We start from the raw sequence: 20044 nt of genomic DNA, 5'->3' as shown, positions 1-20044 counted from the left end.
GGGTGGCAGATTGTCTTCTGCCGTCGTTATGTTGTTTGCCATTGTTGTCCTTTCTGCCTGCACCAAGCCGCAGGAAGTTCAGCCTATGGCCCTTCTGACGGCAAAAGACCTACCGGTGCCCACCAATGACTCCTACGTATATTGTTACGGGCATGGTTGCCATTCGCGCATTGTTCGCCGGTTGACTGCGCAGGAGACGGCGGGCCTGCAAGGGGCGTTTGGCAAAATGGCGTCGAACGCTGTGGATGAACGCCGATCGATCGGAAGAGCCGTTGCCTATATGGAAAAGGTCAATGCGCCCTATGCCGGTACTGAACAGGACGTCGGCGGGTCCTTCACGGGCATGTTCAAATCGGGCCAGTTGGACTGTGTCGATGAAGCCATCAATTCCACCACGACCCTGCTGTTGCTAGAAGAAATGGGGCTGCTTCGCTATCACAGCGTTTATGGTCAGGCCAATCGCGGCAACCTGCTTGCCGGCTGGCCCCACACTTCTGCCACCGTGCGTGAAAAGGAGACCGGGCGTCTCTTTGTGGTGGATTCCTGGTTTGGCAACAATGGGGATGCGCCCTATATTCTGGACGAGACGGTCTGGGCCAAGGGCTGGGATCCTGCCCGCGATCCTCTTCCGGTCGACAACTGATCGCCGTTATTTCATTCCGGTTCCCGCTAAGCCGGGGATTTTCAAGAGCCTGTTAATTCTCTAAATACGTGGGACGGGATTTGGAAAACGAGGTTGGGCGTTAGCATGTCTGCAGAACAGAGCATTCGCGATTCTCTCCAGTCGGTGCGCGATACGATTGCACAGACGGCGGAAAGCAGTGAACGGGACCCGGCGTCGGTGCGGCTTGTCGCCGTAGGCAAGACCTTCGATGCGGATCATATGCGCCCGGCGCTGGATTTGGGCCAGCGGGTCTTCGGCGAAAACCGGGTTCAGGAAGCAGCCGGGAAATGGCCGGGCCTGCGCGAGGATTATCCCGATATCGAGCTTCACCTGATCGGGCCGCTGCAGACCAACAAGGTCAAACAGGCGCTGGAGCTTTTCGACGTCATTCAGACTGTTGACCGGCCCAAGCTGGCCAAAGCCCTGGCAAAGGAAATGGAAAAGCTGGACAAGCACCCGAAATGCTTCATCCAGGTCAATACCGGTGAAGAGGAACAGAAAGCCGGGGTCCTGCCCAAGGATGCGGACGCCTTTATCAAGGAATGCCGGGACGACCTTGGGCTGCCTGTCGTCGGCCTGATGTGCATTCCGCCGGTGGATGCGGAACCTTCCCTGCATTTCGCACTTTTGAAGAAAATTGCCGAGCGCAACGGGTTGAGCGAGTTGAGCATGGGCATGAGTGGCGATTTTGAAGTCGCCGTCCAATTCGGCGCAACCTATGTCCGCGTCGGGTCTGCCATTTTCGGTAAGCGCGATTATCCCGCCTAGGCGGTTTTTCTAGTCGTCATTCTCAAGTGAGCGGATCGCCATCCGGTCCCCGGCCTTGCAGGCATTCAGAAGTTCCACCAGCGTTTCGCGGGGCAGTGCGACGCATCCCTCTGTCGGTTTGTAGCCGGGTCGGGCCACATGCAGGAAGATGGCGCTGCCGTTTCCCGGCACCGGCGGGTCGTCGTTATGTCCCAATACCACAACGATGTCGTAAAGCTCGTCCTCGCGCCACATGTCTTCATGGCTGGCAGCATAGGGTTTTTTGACCGCCTTGTTGTAATTGGCGTCGTGCGGGGCATCGCACCAGCCGTCATCGGGTTGGATCGGGGTCATGGACAGGTGGGTCTGCGGGGCCGTACCCAGACGGTCGGCGCGATAATAGCCGTAACGCAGAGGCCAGTCACCGACAGGGGTTACGCCATCCCCTTCCCGTTTTGTCTTGTGAATGCCACCGCGGCCGATGGCGCATTTGACCACCCGTCCGTCCGGCATGGTCAGGCCCTGTTCGCTGACATTGATATCCATGGACTGTCTCTTTGCTCAATTAACCCTGTTTAGGGTCCTTTTTAAGCATAATCTCGTATTTCTTCAAAGCCGACAGCATGGCCTCAGGAAGATTGTCCGGCGTTACCGGGGCGGGCATGGCGGCGGTTTCATAGGCCCTGCTGGCCGCACTGGCCTTGGCTGGAGGAACTGATTTGGCCTTTGGCGGCTGTTGTGCGGCCGCGATATCGTTGGCTGGTGTCGGCGTTGGCGCGGCGGTGGCGGCCTCGGCCTTTTCCCGCTTGTTGCCCTGTTTCAGGATCGCCCGGTTGGTCTGGGCCTGGATCGCCAGCCGTTCCTGGGACAGGGCAGCCATATGTTCCAACTGGCGGGCCACGTCGGCGGAAAGATGTTTCGGCTTTCCGGATGAGACCGTTGGCGTTCCCAAGGCTACCTGGGCGGTTTGGACCGGTTCTTCAGCAGAGGCCTTTGCTTCCGGTGCTTCTGGCAGAGGATTGACGAGAGGATTATGCGGTCCAAACAACGGTTTGCCGATCCGTGGCGTTGACGCTGCAAGAGGCAGAACAGGAGCCTGCGGGTCAGCAGCGGCGGCCTGCTGCACAACCGGCTGTGCGGCGGTGTCGGCTACCGGCCCGGCGGTTTTGTCTTCCGTGCCCTTACCAGCGGGGGCTTCGGCAACCTGCGTATCGCCCGCGCCATCGTCCGTTTCATCCCCGGTGAAATAGGCCAACACCGTTTCGCCCATATCCTTGCCGGAATGCTCTTCCATGGCGTTGTTGACGACCGCGCTGGCCATCCCCAGGGGACCGCCATACAAGGTGTCGCCGGCCAGCCGGGCGCCGGGGCTGATGTCGTCGCCTGTCAGTTCCCGGTAAATTGTGCCGATAACGGGCAGATGTTGCAGGGGATTCACGATGTCCAGGAAATCCCCGAAGGTCAGACCATCCTTGCCGAAGAAATCCGGATTTTCCTTGGGCGCGTCCTTATCGTTCCGGGCCGTCCGGGTCGTTTCATTGCTGTCATTTGCCTTGGTTGCCGCGGCTTTCGGCGGCTCTGGCACCATCAGGGACCAGGGGGCAAATCCGGCATCTGGGCTGGCTGTTTGCATGGGTCTGTCCTCTTCTCCTCCCATGGTCCCACGCAAATAAAATGCCAGTTTTCATCGAACACAATTTCCACACAGCGATGTTATGATCGGGTGATGAATTTTGTCTCGCCTTCAAGCGTTATCATGGTAAAGTGGCGCGGAAAGTCGAAGCGGAACAAGAACTTCCACAAAAAGCTGTTTGAGAGATGACGGGCAAGAAGATACTTCTGGTAGACGATGACAATGCGCTGCGCCAATCCCTGGCAGAACAGCTTCGGTTGCATGAGGAATTCGATACGGTCGAAGAAGCAACCGCCACCGAAGGGGTCGAACGGGCCAAGACAGAACATTTCGATGCGATCCTGCTGGATGTTGAACTGCCGGATATGGATGGCCGCGAGGCCTGTCGCCTGTTGCGCCGGAACGAAGTCAAATGCCCGATCATCATGCTGACGGCGCATAGCACCGACAGCGACCAGATTCTGGGACTGGATTCCGGGGCAAATGATTATATTTCCAAGCCGTTCCGCCTGAATGTGCTGCTCGCCCGCCTGCGCGCGCAACTGCGGCAGCATGAGCAAAGCGAGGATGCGGTTTTCACCATCGGGCCCTACACGTTTCAACCGTCGGCAAAAATCCTGCTTGATGATGAAAACGGCCAGAAAATCCGTCTGACGGAAAAGGAAACAGCGATCCTGAAATATCTGTATCGCGCCGGGGACAAGGTTATTGCCCGCGATACGCTGCTGGGTGAGGTCTGGGGGTATAATGCCGGAGTGACGACCCATACCCTGGAAACCCACGTCTATCGCCTGCGCCAGAAAATCGAACGGGACCCCGGCAATGCCCAGATACTGGTGACGGAGCCCGGCGGATATAAACTGGTTCCGTGATTTCCTTAAAGCGTCAGGCCTGACCGAAAGCCGCCCTGCCCGGGCGGCTTTATTATTTTGGCCGGTGCAGGATATGCAAAGAGACCGACAGCAGCACCGAAACGGCCATTATGGCGGTTACCAGCCAGGGGACGGCCTGCCAGCTTCCGGTTAGATCCACGATGGCTGCTGCCGATAGAGGGCCGCAGAATACCCCGAAATTTCGCCCGGTGATCAACCAGCCGAAGGCGCGCGTTCCGCCCCTGTTGGCGAAAATGCTGCCGGGCAGATTAAACAGGCAGGTTGGGGTGATCCCCGCGCAGGCGCCATAGACAATCAGGCAGAACAATCCCACGGCCCCTGTCCCGACCACAGGCATCAGGAGAAGCATCGTGAGTTGGCCGGTGACGGCCAGAACCATCAACCCCGTGATGGAAAGGCCGGTTCGCAGCAGGGGAACGGCAAGCAGGTTGAAAATACCGATGAAGGTAATGGGCAACAGGAAGACCAGGGCAGCGCGGTCCTGGCTCAGGTCCAATGCGCTCACCAGATAGCTTGGCATCCAGGTCATGAAGGCCAGGTTCTGCCAGGCCCAGAACAGGAAAACCGTTGCCGTCAGGCGCATCAGAAGGCGGTTTTTGGCGACGTCCCACGGGTCGTGATCGCCCTCTGCCCGCCGGGCCGGTTTTGGCAGGTTGAATTCCACCCTTTCCGATTTCCTGTACCAGGCCGTCAAAAGCGCCAGAAGTACGGTCAGGACCAGGCTGAAGGACCAGATGGGAGACCATTTAGGATCAAAGCCGGCTGTGCCGCTGGCGAAGGCGAGACCTGCCCCCATGATCGCCCCCAGCGGCACCCAGGTGGCCGTTATCGCGGCTGCCAGATGCTGGTCACGGGCGCTGGCATGCTGGGTGGCAAGTGCAGGACCGGAGATGGAGAGGATGCAGGCCGCAATCCCTTCAATACCCCGCGCGGTGAGAACAACAGTTCCGTTTTCCGGGAACAACTGCGTCACCAGCGTTCCCAGCAGGAACAGGGCGAGCGCCAGATAGATGAATGGCAACGTCCCATGTCGCTGCATCCGGTTGCCGAAAGGGGCTGCCAGTAGAAAACCGGCCACGGCGTAGATCGACATGAAGCCACCGGCCAAAATCGTGTCATAGCCATACAGGCCGGTCATTTCCGGCAGAACCGGCGGCAATTTGAACTGGTGAAAGGCAGCCAGAACGGCGATTGCAAAACCGAAAAAAATTCCGGTCCAATTGGTCGTCATGCGCATGGGATACAGCCGGGCCCGCGTGATGAAGGAGAAAGGGGATGGAAATGAGGTGGCAATAAGAATGCTTTAGCGGTTTTAAATATCAATGCTATAGTCTCGTCAAATTATTCGGGTCAACAAAGCGGCATATCGCGAAATACATAATGACAGTACAGGGTGAGTTTTCAGTGACCTTCTGGGGGACGCGGGGCAGTATTGCCTGCCCGGGTCCCGCGACGCTTCGCTATGGCGGGAATACCTCCTGTCTGGAGGTCAGATGTGGTGACCGGCGTCTGATTTTCGACGGTGGCACCGGCCTGCCCAACCTGGGTCGCCGGATTCTGGCGGAAACGAATGGCAAGCCCCAGGAACTGGACCTGTTTCTGACCCACACCCATCTGGATCATATCGTTGGCATTCCCTTCTTCGCGCCGTTCCATGTGCCGGGAATGAAATTGTGCCTGCATGCAGGCCATCTATTGCCGAACCGCACCTTAAAGCAGACGCTGAAGGATATGATGGCGGCACCACTGTTTCCGATCCCGCCGGAGATTTTTCAGGCGGATGTGGACTTCGACGATTTCAACGCGGGTGAAGACGTCGCGGTCAGCCCCGATATCACGGTACGTACGGCGCCGCTGAACCATCCGAACGGGGCCACCGGCTATCGCGTTGAATATGCCGGCAAGGTCTTTTGCTACGTTACCGATACAGAGCATATTCCGGGCACGCCGGACGAGCGGATTCTGGCCCTGATCGATAAGGCTGATGTTGTCGTCTATGACAGCACCTATACGGAGGAGGAATTCCCCCGTTTTATCGGCTATGGCCATTCCACCTGGGCGGAAGGCGTGCGCCTGGTCGAGGCCGCCGGTGCGGACCGCTTGTTTCTGTTCCACCACGATCCCACCCATGACGATGATTTCATGGACAAGGTCGGCCAGGATGCGGCGGCGGCGCGGCCCGGTACGGCGGTTGCCCAAGAAGGCCATACGATTATTATCTGAAACATGTTTTTCGGCAGGTAGTTTCATTAATGAGTTTCAGACATTTCCGGCGGCGGCTGCAACTTGGCCTGCCAACCCTTCTTGGCCTGTCATCCAAAGGCTATTTCATTCCCTACCGCTATGCAGGCAGTGACCTGAAGGCGGGCGCACGCCCGGCCTATGCCGCGGTGCATTCGGTGATGGAGGTTGCGCGTCCGCGGTTTGAGGCACATCTGGATGCTTTGCAGGCGTATGACGTTGCGCTGAACGGGTTCAGTCAGGCAGAGCCACCCCGGCCGCGCTGGCAGCAGGACTGGTTCCCGCGTCTGGACGGCGCAATGGCCTACAGTTTCGTGCGTCGTTTCAAGCCCGCACGTATTATCGAGGTTGGCTCCGGCCATTCCACGCGCTTCATGGCGCAGGCGGTTGCCGACGAAGGACTGAAAACGGAAATCACCGCGATTGATCCCGCACCGCGCGCCGATATCCGCAAGCTGGCCTCCGTTCAGATCATCAACAAACCGGTGCAGCAGGTAGACCTGTCCTGCTTCGAGGCGCTGTGTGCGGGTGATATCCTGTTTGTGGATTCCAGTCATATCTTGATGCCGGGCAGCGATGTGGATTTGCTGTTCAATCACATCATGCCAATGCTCCCCACCGGGGTTCTGGTGCATATCCACGATATCTGCCTGCCGCTGGACTATCCGAAGACCTGGGACTGGCGCGGTTATAACGAACAACTGGCTGTGGTTCCCATGATCACGGGGGGCGGTTACCGGGTGGAATGGGCGTCCCATTATGTCTCCCATTTCATGCAGGATGCGGTTACGGAAAGCCTGGCCGGACGTCTTCCCATTGCCGAAGGAGCGCTGGAAACCAGCCTTTGGCTGATGAAGCAGTAACTGTTGCTCAACAATGGGTGAAACGGCCTTTCAAAGGCGTGAACTCCGGTTATCTTAGGCCTATGCTCCTGTAATGGCCGCCTGCGGCTATGGCATATCGGGGAGAGGCCCATGCGTTCCGTCCTGGCTATTATCCGGTCGCTGTTTTTCGGTTTTCGGGATTTTCAGGCCCTGCCCCGCCGCATTGAAGCCGCCTTCCGCCAGCAACAGGACCAAAGCGAGAGGCTGATCGGCTGGTTCCAGTTGTCCGTGGTTCTGCTGTTCGGTCTGCTCTACATCATCTCGCCCAAGACCCATATGTCCGGTTTCTGGGGATCGCCCGTTCCCTGGGGCCTCTGTCTCTATCTGATCTTTACGGCCCTGCGTCTGGTTCTGTCCTATCGCTATTCCCTGCCTGACTGGTATCTGAGCCTGTCCGGTCTGGTGGATCTGGTCCTGCTCTTCGGGATCATCTGGAGTTTTCATATTCAATACAATCAGCCTGCGGTGTTCTACCTGAAGGCACCGACGATGCTTTATGTCTTTATCTTCATTGCCCTTCGGACCCTGCGGTTTGACCCGCGCCATGTGTTTTACACAGGTCTGGCGGCGGCGTTGGGCTGGCTGGGCATGGTGGGATATGCGGTCTTTTCGGTGGACGACGGGATGTCGCGGATCACGCGGGATTATGTGGCCTATCTTACGGATAACCTCGTGCTTCTGGGCGGTGAATTCGACAAGGTGATCACCATTGTCACCGTTACCGTGATCCTGACCTTTGCCCTGATGCGCGGACGGCGCTTTCTGCTGCAGGCGGTGACAGGGGAAATCCAGAAACAGGCCCTCAGCCGTTTCTTCGCGCCCGAGGTGGCGGAACGGATCAAGGGCGCGGATGGAAACTTGCAGGCCGGACAGGGGGAAACCTGCACTGGCAGTGTGGTCAATGTGGATATTCGCGGTTTCACCAAACTGGCGGCAACCATGTTACCACCACAGGTGATGCAGCTTCTGTCGGAATATCAGGCTCATATCCTGCCGGTAATCCAGAAATATGGCGGCAGCGTCGATAAATTCCTCGGCGACGGCATCATGGTCAGTTTCGGGGCGGCCCGGCCCAGCGATACATTCGCCCGTGATGCCTTATACGCCATGGAGGACGTGCTGGACGCGGCGCGGGCCTGGAATGACGAACGCTACGCAAAGGGCCTGCCAGTGATCGACGTGGCGGTGTCGGCGGCGTCCGGGGTGCTGATCTTCGGGGTCGTGGGGGATGAAAACCGGCTGGAATACACCGTCGTCGGAACACCGGTGAACCTCAGTGCGAAACTGGAAAAGCACAATAAGGTGCTGGGCTCGCATGCGCTTTGTGACCGGGAAACGATCCGTCTGGCCCGTGAACAGGGATGGCAGCCAAGACCGCAGCCGAAGTCCCTGAAGGAATTGCCGGATGAGGCAGTCGACGGTGTATCGGCCCCGATCACATTGTTTGTCCTGTCCTGACCGTATCGGACCTACTTATACGGGTCTGCGGCGTCGCGCAGGCCGTCGCCCAGGAAATTGAAGGCCAGCACCACCAGGATCACCGACAGCATCGGGTAGATCAGCCAATGGTGCAGGACCACGTCGTTGATGTTCTGCACCTCGTTCAGCAACACGCCCCAACTGATCACCGGCGGGCGCAGGCCCAGTCCGAGATAGCTCAACGCCGTCTCCCCCAGGATCATGGCGGGAATCGACAGGCTGGCGGAGGCGATCAGGTGGCTGGTAAAGCTTGGCATCAGGTGCCGCATGATGATGCGTTGCGGTCGGGCGCCCATCAACTGGGCGGCAACGGCGAAATCTTCCTCACGAAGGCTGAGCAGTTTGGACCTTACCGCGCGCGCCAGGCCCGGCCAGTCCAGAATACCCAGAATGATCGTCAGGCCAAAGAAGACCCAGATCGGGCTCCAGGTGACCGGCAGGGCCGCTGACAGGGCCATCCACAAGGGCAGATGCGGGAAAGACCGGATAATCTCGATCACTCGCTGGATCACGGCATCGACAAAGCCGCCGTAATAGCCCGCAATACCCCCGATCACGATGCCGAGCGTAAAGCTGATCACGATGCCGATGATCCCGACGGTCAGTGAAATCCGCCCGCCATAACCCATCCGCGACAGCATGTCCCGGCCCAGACGATCGGTTCCGGCCAGGAAGAGATGGCCGCCCTTGGCCGGGCAGAACAGGTGACTGTCGCCCTTGAACAGGCCCCAGAATTCGTATTCTGCGCCGGCGTAGTCATTGCCCGTGCAGAAAAAGCGGATTTTCTGGACGTCGGCCTTATTCTCCTTATAGACCCACTGCCAGTTCTTCATATCCCGTTCCACGATTACCCCATAGACGAAGGGACCGACAAAGTCGCCCTCGTGGAAGAGATGGACTTCCTGCGGCGGCATATAGAGATAATCCGTATTTCGGAAATTGGGGTTGTAGGGGTTGATGAATTCCGAAACCAGCAGCGATACATAGATGGCGAGCAGGATGATGCCGCTGGCCGTGGCCAGGCGGTGGCGTTTCAATTTCCACCACATCAACTGCCATTGGGAGGCGCGATAGTATTTTTCCTGCTGGGGCGTCAGTTCCACGGCGCGGTCGGGATCGAATGCACCGTCGTTGACGTAATGGTCCAGCGGTTCTGTCCGGGGCGTATCGCTCATTTCGTGGCCTCCGCACCAAGACGTATTCGGGGATCGAGGGCTGCCAGGGCAAGGTCGGAAACCAGCATGCCGATCACCGTCAGGAATGAGACGAACATCAGGAAACTGCCCGCGAGATAGATATCCTGCGTCAACAGCGCATTCAGCAGCATCGGCCCCGTGGTTTGCAGTCCCAGGACGACGGAGACGATGGCGGACCCGGAAATCACATCCGGGATGAGATTGCCGATATCGGCGATAAACGGGTTCAACGCCATACGCAGCGGATATTTGACCAGCGCCTTGCTGGCCGGCAGGCCCTTGGCCTTGGCCGTGATCACATATTGCTTGTGCAGCTCGTCCAGCAGGTTGGCCCGCAGGCGGCGGATCATGGAAGCCGTGCCGGAGGTACCGATCACCACCACCGGCACCCAGAGATGTTCCAGCACGGATACGGCCTTTGCCACGCTCCAGGGCTGGCCGATAAAGTCTTCATCCATCAGCCCGCCGACATCCGTTCCGAAATAGGCCTTGGCGATATAAAGCAGGATCAGCGCAAGCAGGAAGTTGGGGGTGGCAAGGCCCAGATATCCGATAAAGGTCAGGGAATAGTCACCGACGCTGTATTGCCGGACGGCGGAATAGACGCCGATCGGGAAGGCGACAATATAGATGAACAGGATGGTGAAGAAATTCAGCACAAAGGTCAGCATCATCCGGTCGCCGATAACGTCCCTGACCGGCATGTCATATTCGAAGCTATGCCCGAAATCGCCGCGGATCATTCCCCACAGCCAGTTGAAATACTGGACGATCATGGGCTGATCCAGGCCGTAAAGCTCCCGGTAATAGATGATTTTCTCCTGACCGACCTCCCCTTGCGCACGCAATTCGTTGATCATGGTCGTGAGATAATCACCCGGCGGCAACTGGATGATGATGAAAACCAGGGCGGAGATCACCAGCAACGTCGGGATCATCACGAACAGGCGGTGGAAAAGATATCCGAACATCAGCTTTCTCCCACCCCTTCGTCAAACCAGAACAGGTCCGGGCTGTAGACGCCGAAATGGGCGCCGGGGTCCCAGTTCCAGATGCCGGTATCCGGCACATTATGCAAACCGTTGCGGACCACCACGGGCTGCAGCGTGCCCGCAATGATCCCGATCGTGAAGACATTTTCCATGTGAATGTCCAGCATGCGCTGCCAGATCAGGCGCTTTTCCTCGACATTTTCCGCCAGATACCAGGCCTTGTAGAGCTGTTCCAGTTCACGGGCGGAATCCATGTCGACAGCTTCGCCGGATTCACCACCGGTTTCCACATATTGCCCCCATTTGGGCCATTGATACTGGTCCTGGTGGATCGGGGCGAGTGCGTCGGGCGCCATGTCGGCGGTGGCCATGCCGTTTTCCCAACCCGACGCGATGGTCATGACCGTGTCGCCTGAAAAGATCCGCTGCATCAGGATGTCGTTGCTGGTCGGCTTGATATGCAGTTTGACGCCTGCCTCGGCCCAGGAATCCGAAATAAGCTGCAGCACATCCGGCTGTTCCGTACCGGCGTCGGCGGTTTCAACGATGATTTCCAGCGGCTCGCCGTCGGGCATCAGGCGGATACCGCGGCCGTCCTTTTTGGTGAGGCCTATTTCATCCAGCAGTCTATTCGCCCGGTCCAGGTCGAATTTGGCCCATTTCTCGCGATATTCCGGGCGATAAAGCGGGCTTTCCGGTAACAGGGTGTTCTGCCCTTCCACCGCCAGCCCGAAATAGATCACCCGGTTCAACTCATAACGATTGATCGCGAGCGACAGCGCCCGCCGGAAACGGACGTCCCGCAACAGTTTGCGCCATTTCGGGTCGCGATGGGTCAGGTTCGGGAACAGCGCCATATGCGCGCCCTTGCCGTTGCGCCATAATTTGGTGCTGAAGCCGTATTCGTCTTCACTTTGTTTCAGAAGCGAAATGTCTTCCATCTTCAAATAGCGCGACTGCAGGTCGACCTCGCCCGTGGCGGCTTTGAGCGGGATCAGCTTGCGTTCGGTGACGATCACCACCCATTTGTCCACATAGGGCAGTTGCAGGCCGTTTGAATCAACGCGATGGAAATAGGGATTTCGGACAAATTCAAACCGCTGGCTGGGCGGTGCGGTCTTCAGGGTCCAGGGCTGCAGGCTGGGCAGGTCGGGGTTCTGGTTGTGATAGGCCTTGGACATTTTGGTGTGCAGCGCACTCCAGCTTTTTGCCCCGGCCTCTTCCACCAGGTCCTCCAGTTTTTCCGGGGACTGGTATTTCGCGTGGAACTGTTTGAGGTAATGGGCGGGCGCATAGATATAAAGCGGTGAGGCCCCGGCCAGTTTGGGCAGGAAATTCGGGTTGGGCACGGACCAGGAATAGCGAACGGTATAGTCGTCCAGAATCTGCACCTGGGGTAGTTCGCCGTTGACCTTCAGGGCGGCGGGCGGACCAACCGGATAGAGACTTTCGTTATTGGCGATATCCTCCCACCAATAGCGGAAGTCTTCGGTGGTGAAAGGCGCGCCGTCGGACCAGCGATGCCCCTTGCGCAGATGCATCGTGAAGACCCGGCCCTTTTCCACATCCACGGATTTCAGGATATCGGGCACGATGTCCAGATTGCGGTCGTAACGGACAAGCCGGGCATAGCCGTAAACCACCATCTGGCGGGTGTCCTTGGACCGGCGCATGGCCGTGCGGATGACACCGCCGTGACGGCCCGGGGTCAGGCCGTCTTTCGTGACGTCCATGACAAGTGGCTCATCAGGCAGGCGGTCCGACAGCCGTGGCAGGCTTCCATCCTCGATCGCATCAATGAAATAGGGACTGTCCACATAATGCTGTGCGCGGGCGGGAGCGGCCAGGACGATCATCGACAGGGCAGCAGCCGTCAGGACGGTCTTGAGGCGGACGATCGGGATCATGCGGCCACCCCCTTGATGTCTGCGCCTTCGGTAATCCGCACCAGATGTCCCTCACCGGCATCGGCAAGACGAAGCGGAAATCTGCCGTCGTCAGTGAAAGGATGTGGCCATGCGGCGGGATCGGAGGCCTTGCCGGTCATCAACTGCTGGAAGTCCAGGGGATTATCCGGGTTGGGTTCCGGCACGGCAGTCAACAGGCCCTGCGTATAGGGATGCAGAGGGTTCTTGAACAGAACCTCGCGCGGCGCCATTTCCACCAGCCGCCCCTGGCACATCACCGCGATATCGTCGGCAATATAATCCACCACGGCCAGGTTATGGCTGATGAACAGATAGGTCAGGCCCAGTTTTTCCTGCAGGTCCTTGAGAAGGTTCAGGATTTGCGCCTGGATTGAAACATCCAGGGCCGAAACCGGTTCGTCGCAGATCAGTAGTTCAGGTTTCAGGGCAAGCGCGCGGGCGATGCCGATACGCTGGCGCTGACCGCCGGAGAAACTGTGCGGATAGCGGTTGAGGTGGCGATTGTCCAACCCGACCAGTTCCATCAGTTCGGAGGCCATTTCCTTCCGTTCCGCCGGGCTACCGATTTTGTGGATCAGCAGGGGTTCGGTGATGATGTCCTGCACCGACATGCGCGGGTTCAGCGACGAAAACGGGTCCTGGAAAATGAACTGCATCTTCTGGCGGAATTTGATCAGCTCTCCTTCGTTCAGGCCCAGGACATCCATATCCTGCTGACCGTCGTAAAAATGGATTTCCCCGCGGTCGGGGGTGAGTGCGCGCATCAGGATTTTGCTGAGCGTGGTCTTGCCGCAGCCGCTTTCCCCCACAAGCCCGAGGCAGCTTCCCCGTTTGATCGAAAAACTGACATCATTGACCGCGCGGACAAGGTTCGTTTCACCTTTCCTGAACCAGCTTGTCTTGCGGGTCGAATAGGTCTTGTTCAGATGCGAGACAGACAGGATTGGCCTGTCAGGATCAGCGACCTTAATCGGGGCGGCGCTCTCCTTCATGAGATGGCCGGTCTTTGCCTCGATGGAGCGGATCGGCTGCAGCCTCTCCCCCGGCTTCATGTCAAAGCGAGGCACCGCGTGCAGCAGCGCCTTGAGATAGGGATGGCGCGGATCGCGGAAGATATGATCCAGCGTGCCATGCTCCATGACCTCGCCGTGATACATGACGACGATTTCCTCTGCCATATTGGCGACGACACCCAGGTCGTGGGTGATCATGAGGACCGCCATGCCGAGTTCGTGCTGCAGGTCCTTGATCAGCTTCAGGATCTGCGCCTGGATTGTCACGTCAAGTGCGGTTGTCGGCTCGTCCGCGATCAGCAGGGAGGGCTTGCAGACCAGCGCCATGGCGATCATGGCGCGTTGGCGCAACCCGCCGGAAAGCTCAAAAGGATAGGTTCTCAGCGCCCGCTCGGGATCGGGGAAACCGACCATCCGCAACATATCACGCGCCATTTCCACGGCTTGCGCGCCTTTGACCGGCTGGTGCAGTTCAAGCGCCTCGATAATCTGGTTGCCCACGGTATGCAGCGGCGACAGCGAGGTCATCGGCTCCTGGAAGATGATGGAGATGCGCCCGCCACGAATGTCGCGCATCTGCTGGCTGTCCACATTCAGGTGGGAGATATCGACTGGCCGCCCCTTGGCGCGGGCGATGTCATCGCAAAACAGGATTTCACCGCTGACGATGGAGGCTGCTTTGGGCAGGATGCCCATGATTGCCTGACTGACCACCGATTTGCCGGAACCGCTTTCGCCCACAAGGGCGACGGTGCCGCCATGGGGAATTCGGAATGACACGCCTTTGACGGCTTCGATCACGCCTTCCGGCAGATCGAAGTTGACGCGGAGGTCACGCACCTCCAGCAGATTGTTATGGACTTGTCCGTCCATGTTGCTCCCCGCGCAGTTAGCCCGGTTTGCATGACCGGACTGGTTATTGTGTGGCGACGCCCATTGCCGACAGGTTGTCCCGCGTCACCTTATCAAGGGCCAAACCCCGCACCCCTGCGGCCCTTGCAGTTGATTTCAAAACCTGATCAAAGTTACCAAGATTTGAATCTATTATGATTTTTCCTTTATTTCCGCGCAATTGCAACTGAAACCAGCCATTGTTCTGATCCTGGTCCCGGTTGCGCCGGGTCGCATAATAACGCAATTTCATGCCCTCTATTTCAGACCATTTCACCCGCAATGGCCGGGGAGAAAGCCTTTCAAAGCCATCGTCGTCCAGTTGATAGCGCGAGACATGCCGCAAGACAGAGCGCAGGGCGAAGAGTAGGAATAAAATAAATGTGACGACCAGAACCCAGGTCAGCCAGGGCATCGGTTTGGTCAGGGCGAGCGGCGCACCGCTTGCCACCAGTCCGACGCCGGAGCGCAGATAGTCGGTCACGATAGACGGCCGGTCATAGGTCAGGACGGTTGAGGGCGCGGCAGATGGCATGGCAATTCCCGGATGCGGCAAGGACAGGGTCAGTTTTGGACGAGGTCGCGGATATCCACCCATCGGGCGGCCGGATGATCGCGAACCAACATATTGAAATTATTCAGGAAGGCCCAGCATTCGCCGTCATGGACGGTGTGATGAGTCAAAAGGCCGGTCGGTTCGGTGATGTCGATATCGGGCAGGCCCAGACGTTTCATACGCAGATGAGCGATCGCCTGGTTCAAGGTCTGCTCCATCCCCAGGAAACCACGGGTGCCGTGCCAGTCTATGGGGTCGACATGGGTATTGATCCGTGGTGGCGGCAACTCCCGTCCGGTGCGCGGCGTGAAGACCGAAAGCCACGTCAGGCCGACATCCGGCAGGCGTGCGGCCAGCTCTTCCGCCACCCGGTTCCAGGGGGGCACGAAAACCGGTGCGAAACGGGGTCCAAATGCCATTTCAAGCTTTTGATATCCTTGGCCTATCTCGTCCAGCATCACCTCGATCGGACGGTTCAGGCGAAACTCTGCCTTCTTCTCACCGGGACCGGCGTGGTTTTCATGAACCCAACCATGTTGCAGAACCGAAACGTTTGGGTGGCGAGCAAGACAGTCAACCAGCGAGGCTTCCAGCAATCCGGGGATCACCGCCAGCGCCAGCGGGGATTTCCCCGCCGTCAGCAACAGCCGGTCCAGAATGGGCCCCTGACGGATGGCATCGTCGTCGCGCCACCAGAATTCGGCCATCTTGCCGGCATCGGCCCAGGCGTCCAGCTCCGCAATCAGGGGGGCAAAAGAGCTTTGGCGTATCATGAACGGCCTCGTGCTTTCTGAACCATATGGTAGAGCAATGTCGCGCTTGCCCCGGCACCGGTCAATGCATAGGGGAAATCGGCGGACCGGTCCTGTGTTAGGGCCTTTTCGACTGCCTTTGCAAGGTCTTCCGGCCCGTAGTGCTGTTCGGACAGGATCTGTGCCAGCCCGTGGTCGGCCAGAAGGCGGGCGCGCAGGCTCTGTTCATTTTCGTTATCTTTGGCAAAGGGCACCAGAATGGCCGGACAATGCGCCGCCAGGATATCCATGACCGTATTGTAACCGGCCTGGCTGATCGACAGGGCGGCCTTTGCCAGCAGGTCACGGAAGTCCGGCCGGGCGGGTTCCACGGTGATATTTTTGTCCAATACCTTTGATTTTAGGTCTGACACATAATTTTCAGGGAGATTGGGGCCCAGGAGGATACGCCAGGGACGGTTATCCTTTGCCGAATAGGTGGATTGTGCGGCGAGTGCCGTATCAATCAGCGTCCGGCCCACGGCGCCACCGCCCACGGAAACGACGATCTCGCCCATGCTGCGGTCTTCTGCGGGGTGGGCGGTCTCGCCACCATCCACATAACCCGTGTAGTAAAGCTTGCTGCCAAGGCGGTCGGCCCCGGGAAAGCTTTGTTCCAGGCGGATCAGGGCCGGGTCGCCGTGAACTAGCACCGCGTCCAGTTTATCTTCTGCAATTGCCAGCGCCTTTTCCCGCTTTTCCACCTTCGACGGGGTGACGAGGATATCGCGGACCGAGGTGACGACCGGAATGCCGCGCTCCCGCGCCCTGTCGATCAGCGGGATCAGTTCGGCGGCGAATTTGCGCCGGGCAAAGGGAAACCCTTCCAGCAGCAGGATATCCGGTGCCAGCCGGTCAAACAGGGCGAGTGTTGCGTCCCGCCGCTTGTTCCACCAGTCCTCATTGATTGCACGGCCTTCATCGTCGACCAGATTGGAAAAATCCGCTTCTTTCACCCGGACCGGGGGAAGCTGATGATAATGTGATGCGCCCAGATCGAATTCCCGGTCGGGGAAGCCGCCACTGGCGTAATGCACGTCAAACCCCCGCACCGCGCAGGCGCGCGCCAGGGCGGCGGCGCGCATCTGGTGGCCGATCCCCAGAAGATGCTGGACATGAAAGAACAGGACCGGTTGGTCAGACATCAATCGGCCCCAGAGGAATATTCATGCTTTCCACACGCGGAAAGCCGTCCGGGTCCAGGCGGAAATGATGGGCCCTCGCCTGCAAAATCTTGACCGGCGGCTTGCCCAGCATGGGCCAGTCGACCGCCTTGGCGAAAATCGCGCGGATCACCCCGAAATGGGTAACCACCACCGTCGACCGTTCCCGTTCGGCGATTTCCTGCAACAGCGAGGCCAGGCGATCCTGTACCATCCGGGGGCTTTCCCCGCCGGGCGGCAGGAAGTCCAGCCCCTTGTCCTCGTTATCCTGCATTTCCTCGCCCAGCCGCGCCCTGAGGTCGGGCAGAACCTCGCCTTCCCAATCACCATAGCGCATCTCGGACAGGCGTTCGTCGATGGGGACGGGGCGGCCATATAGCAGCTCCGCCGTGCGTGCCGCGCGGCTCAACGGGCTGGTCAGCCAGTCAAAGTCGCTGAATTTACGGGGGATGCTCCATTGCCGAACCATTGCCTCGCTTTCCGGTGTCAGCGGAATATCCGTATGGCCTTGCAGGCGTTTTTCCGCATTCCAGGCGGTAGGCGCATGCCGGATCATCACGAGATCGGTCATAGTCCCAATTCCTTCCGAAGAATGGCGGCGGCCTGGTCCAGGCTGTGCCGGTCGGCGATATTGTCCAGGGCGTCTCTGCCGAAACGGGTCAAAAGGACCGGCGTGTCCAGCAAATGCCCGACCGCATGGGCAAAGGCGGTGGCATCGCCCTCATGGACCAGCAAGCCGGTTGCTTCATCGCGGATCATGGCGGCAATGCCCGGTCGGCTTGCGCTGATCACCGGCAGGCCACTGGCCTGGGCCTCCAGCAGGGCGAGGCCAAAGGCCTCATTCAGGCCGGGCCAGACGAACAGATCGGCCGAGGCCAGATAACGTCGAATATCCGTTTTGTCCTTGGCCCCGATAAAATAGGTTTCAGGCCTATTTTGAAAGGCATTTCGCACATTGCTTTCCGCCGGACCGTCCCCGATGATCAAATGGCAAAAGGATCGGTCGGACAATTGGTTGAGGGCATCGGCTAACAGAAGGTAAGAAGCTTCCTTGTCGCCGGGCCGCATCATGGCGACCGTGATCAACCAGGGCCGGTCCGTCGGGATGCCATGGTCCGCCGCCACCGTTCGGCGCAGGCTGTCGCGATGGCGAACAGCGCGAAAATATGGGGCCGGGTCCAGGAAGGGCGGCAGGTTGACGATGGACGCGCCCGGCTTCAGCAGGGGCTCCACACAGCCTCGGTCGGTGGGGTTCAACTGGATCACACCATCGGCCTCGCGCAGGGCATGTTCCACCGCATTATGTCCCAAATCCCAGGGGCCATTGGCCTGTTTGGGTGCGAAACTGGCTTCGGCCACCCAATAGGGGATGCCCAGCATCCGCGAGACCGCCGGGCCGATCCAGTCGGGTGCCTTGTGGTACAGGTGATAGGTGAACCACAGTTTGGGCCTGTGCCCCTGGTCGACATAACGATGGGCCTCTGCCAGGGCTGCGTCGCGGATGGCGATCTGTGCATCCTTGTCGCCCTTGCCTTCATAGGCGCGCAGGTGGCTTGCCACTTCCGTATTCGGATCAATGCTTTGCAGGGCTTTCAACAACAGGCCCGCCATACGGCGGTCACCGGATGGCACCGGATGGTCATGGGATTTCAGAGGCGCGTAAAAGGCCACCGTCATGCCACTTTGACCCCCTTCCCGTCCTGCTTTTCTTGCCCCTTGGCGCTGTTCAGTCCAAAGCGTGCGGCGATACCGGTCAGGCAGCTTTGCGCCTCAAACCTCTCGCGGACGCGCGCGTTGCCGGCCCGGCCAAGGCGTTTACGTAATTCGGGATCGGTAATCAGCCGCTGCAGGATTTCCGCCAGACCCTCGGGGTCTTCAGGCTGGCAAAGCAACCCGGTTTCGCCGTCGAGGATCAGTTCCGGGATGGCCGAGACCTGTGTGGCCGCGACCGTCACACCCTGGCTTTGGGCTTCCATCAGGACATTGGGCAGGCCGTCCCGGTCGCCGTCGCCGGAAATCTTGCTCGCCAACACGAAAATATCGCTCTGGCGCAACTGTTCCAGCACTACTTCCTGCGGCTGCGCCCCCATCCAGGTGATGCGGTCGGCAACCCCATGGGTGGATGCCCAGTCTTTTAGATCGCTGGATAACGTTCCGCCACCGATATGAATAAATTTCCAGTTCAGGTCGCCGGGTAGTTTCGCCAGGGCGGCCATCAGGTCGTCATAGCCCTTTTTCGGCACGGCGCGGCCAACGGACAAGAGTGTGACGGCGTGGTCAGGATCACTGCCGTCTGCGGGGGAATAGGTCTTGTCCGGATCATCGAAACGCGCCAGGTCCAGCCCGTGATAGTCCAGCGAAACCTTGTCCGCCCTGCCTGCCAGTTTGCGCAGGTAGTCTGCGCCATAGGAGGTGCAGGTGCTGACCCAGTCCAGTTCTATCAGTTTTTCCCGCAGCTCCCATTCCGGGCTGGTCCAGATATCCTTGGCATGGGCGGAGCCGCTCCACGGCAGTTTGGTCATCAACGCCGCATAACGGACCACCGAGGCCGGGGTATGCAGGAAATGGAAATGCAGGCGGTCCACATCGTCCGGCAGTTCGGCGGCAAGCACGCAGGCCTGCCCGAAACGGCGGATGCGGTTGCGCGTGCGGTCGCGTTTCAGGTCCTCGACAAAGGTCCAGAAGGCCCGGCCATAGCCCGGCAGGCGGCGGACCTTGCGCCAGGCCCGGAAAACCCGCAGCGGGTCGTCATGCAGATATTCCGGCAGATAGCTGACCGGTGCGGTGATTTCACTGTGGATCGGATGGCGCGCCTTATCGGTGGGATGGCGCATGGAATAGATGCGAATATCCAGCCCGCGCCGCTCCAGCCCCCGGATTTCCTGGGCGATGAATGTTTCCGAAAGCCTTGGATAGCCTTTCAGGATGAATGCAACGGCCATGGAGAAAATTCACTCGTTGTTTTGATAAGTA

General features: G+C 59.0%; 19 protein-coding genes. 6 read left to right on the top strand and 13 right to left on the bottom strand.

Annotated elements, in window-relative coordinates:
• Positions 1–10 precede the first annotated feature (10 nt).
• Positions 11–643 (top strand): hypothetical protein, encoded by a 633-nt coding sequence (locus tag IF205_RS02970; RefSeq protein ID WP_259781806.1) that lies wholly within the window; start codon positions 11–13, stop codon positions 641–643.
• A gap of 105 nt (positions 644–748) precedes the next feature.
• On the top strand, positions 749–1432 hold the full coding sequence (locus IF205_RS02965; protein ID WP_259781805.1) for a YggS family pyridoxal phosphate-dependent enzyme: 684 nt from the start codon (positions 749–751) through the stop codon (positions 1430–1432).
• Positions 1433–1441: 9 nt separating this feature from the next.
• Here IF205_RS02965 and IF205_RS02960 read toward each other — a convergent pair whose 3' ends face one another.
• Both IF205_RS02960 and IF205_RS02955 read right to left on the bottom strand, forming a co-directional pair.
• Positions 1442–1957, bottom strand: a complete 516-nt coding sequence (locus IF205_RS02960) for a L,D-transpeptidase family protein (protein ID WP_259781804.1) — start codon at positions 1955–1957, stop codon at positions 1442–1444.
• Between the two features lie 19 nt (positions 1958–1976).
• Positions 1977–3044, bottom strand: a complete 1068-nt coding sequence (locus IF205_RS02955; protein ID WP_259781803.1) for a hypothetical protein — start codon at positions 3042–3044, stop codon at positions 1977–1979.
• Between the two features lie 185 nt (positions 3045–3229).
• Here IF205_RS02955 and IF205_RS02950 point away from each other — a divergent pair, with 185 nt between their 5' ends.
• Positions 3230–3916, top strand: coding sequence for a response regulator transcription factor (locus IF205_RS02950; RefSeq protein ID WP_259781802.1), 687 nt, complete (start codon positions 3230–3232; stop codon positions 3914–3916).
• Positions 3917–3968: 52 nt separating this feature from the next.
• Here the strand turns inward: IF205_RS02950 and IF205_RS02945 are convergent, their stop codons facing one another.
• Complete coding sequence (locus IF205_RS02945; RefSeq protein WP_259781801.1) at positions 3969–5174, bottom strand: MFS transporter; 1206 nt, start codon at positions 5172–5174, stop codon at positions 3969–3971.
• A 143-nt stretch (positions 5175–5317) separates the two neighbouring features.
• Between IF205_RS02945 and IF205_RS02940 the strand changes: the two genes are divergently transcribed.
• The 3 genes from IF205_RS02940 (at position 5318) to IF205_RS02930 (ending at position 8520) form a co-directional block, all read left to right on the top strand.
• Complete coding sequence (locus tag IF205_RS02940) at positions 5318–6160, top strand: MBL fold metallo-hydrolase (RefSeq protein ID WP_259781800.1); 843 nt, start codon at positions 5318–5320, stop codon at positions 6158–6160.
• Positions 6161–6189: 29 nt separating this feature from the next.
• Positions 6190–7041: a class I SAM-dependent methyltransferase gene (locus IF205_RS02935; RefSeq protein ID WP_259781799.1), complete on the top strand. Its 852-nt coding sequence runs from the start codon at positions 6190–6192 to the stop codon at positions 7039–7041.
• Positions 7042–7152: 111 nt separating this feature from the next.
• Positions 7153–8520 carry an adenylate/guanylate cyclase domain-containing protein gene (locus tag IF205_RS02930; protein ID WP_259781798.1) on the top strand — a complete coding sequence of 456 codons (1368 nt, stop codon included), beginning with the start codon at positions 7153–7155 and terminating at the stop codon, positions 8518–8520.
• A gap of 11 nt (positions 8521–8531) precedes the next feature.
• Here the strand turns inward: IF205_RS02930 and IF205_RS02925 are convergent, their stop codons facing one another.
• The 10 genes from IF205_RS02925 to IF205_RS02880 are packed head-to-tail and all read right to left on the bottom strand — an operon-like array spanning position 8532 to position 20013.
• Positions 8532–9716 (bottom strand): ABC transporter permease, encoded by a 1185-nt coding sequence (locus IF205_RS02925; RefSeq protein WP_259781797.1) that lies wholly within the window; start codon positions 9714–9716, stop codon positions 8532–8534.
• Entirely contained in the window at positions 9713–10708 is a 996-nt protein-coding gene (locus IF205_RS02920; RefSeq protein WP_259781796.1) for an ABC transporter permease, read from the bottom strand. The genes IF205_RS02925 and IF205_RS02920 overlap by 4 nt, the downstream gene beginning before the upstream one ends.
• Positions 10708–12636, bottom strand: coding sequence for an ABC transporter substrate-binding protein (locus tag IF205_RS02915; RefSeq protein ID WP_259781795.1), 1929 nt, complete (start codon positions 12634–12636; stop codon positions 10708–10710). Before IF205_RS02915 ends, IF205_RS02920 begins: the two co-directional genes overlap by 1 nt.
• Positions 12633–14543: an ABC transporter ATP-binding protein gene (locus tag IF205_RS02910; protein WP_259781794.1), complete on the bottom strand. Its 1911-nt coding sequence runs from the start codon at positions 14541–14543 to the stop codon at positions 12633–12635. The genes IF205_RS02915 and IF205_RS02910 overlap by 4 nt, the downstream gene beginning before the upstream one ends.
• Before the next feature lie 43 nt (positions 14544–14586).
• Positions 14587–15096: a hypothetical protein gene (locus IF205_RS02905; RefSeq protein ID WP_259781793.1), complete on the bottom strand. Its 510-nt coding sequence runs from the start codon at positions 15094–15096 to the stop codon at positions 14587–14589.
• A gap of 29 nt (positions 15097–15125) precedes the next feature.
• Complete coding sequence (locus IF205_RS02900; RefSeq protein ID WP_259781792.1) at positions 15126–15890, bottom strand: polysaccharide deacetylase family protein; 765 nt, start codon at positions 15888–15890, stop codon at positions 15126–15128.
• Positions 15887–17053 (bottom strand): glycosyltransferase family protein, encoded by a 1167-nt coding sequence (locus tag IF205_RS02895; protein ID WP_259781791.1) that lies wholly within the window; start codon positions 17051–17053, stop codon positions 15887–15889. The genes IF205_RS02900 and IF205_RS02895 overlap by 4 nt, the downstream gene beginning before the upstream one ends.
• Positions 17046–17642, bottom strand: coding sequence for a histidine phosphatase family protein (locus IF205_RS02890; RefSeq protein WP_259781790.1), 597 nt, complete (start codon positions 17640–17642; stop codon positions 17046–17048). Before IF205_RS02890 ends, IF205_RS02895 begins: the two co-directional genes overlap by 8 nt.
• Positions 17639–18748: a glycosyltransferase family 4 protein gene (locus IF205_RS02885; RefSeq protein ID WP_259781789.1), complete on the bottom strand. Its 1110-nt coding sequence runs from the start codon at positions 18746–18748 to the stop codon at positions 17639–17641. The genes IF205_RS02890 and IF205_RS02885 overlap by 4 nt, the downstream gene beginning before the upstream one ends.
• Positions 18745–20013, bottom strand: a complete 1269-nt coding sequence (locus IF205_RS02880; RefSeq protein WP_259781788.1) for a glycosyltransferase family 4 protein — start codon at positions 20011–20013, stop codon at positions 18745–18747. The genes IF205_RS02885 and IF205_RS02880 overlap by 4 nt, the downstream gene beginning before the upstream one ends.
• Positions 20014–20044 lie beyond the last annotated feature (31 nt).

Origin of the sequence: Aestuariispira ectoiniformans (genome assembly GCF_025136295.1) — a bacterium.
GTDB lineage: Bacteria > Pseudomonadota > Alphaproteobacteria > UBA8366 > Aestuariispiraceae > Aestuariispira_A > Aestuariispira_A ectoiniformans.
The sequence above is the reverse complement of the archived record's forward strand: the minus strand, read 5'-3'. Positions and strand labels throughout refer to the sequence as shown.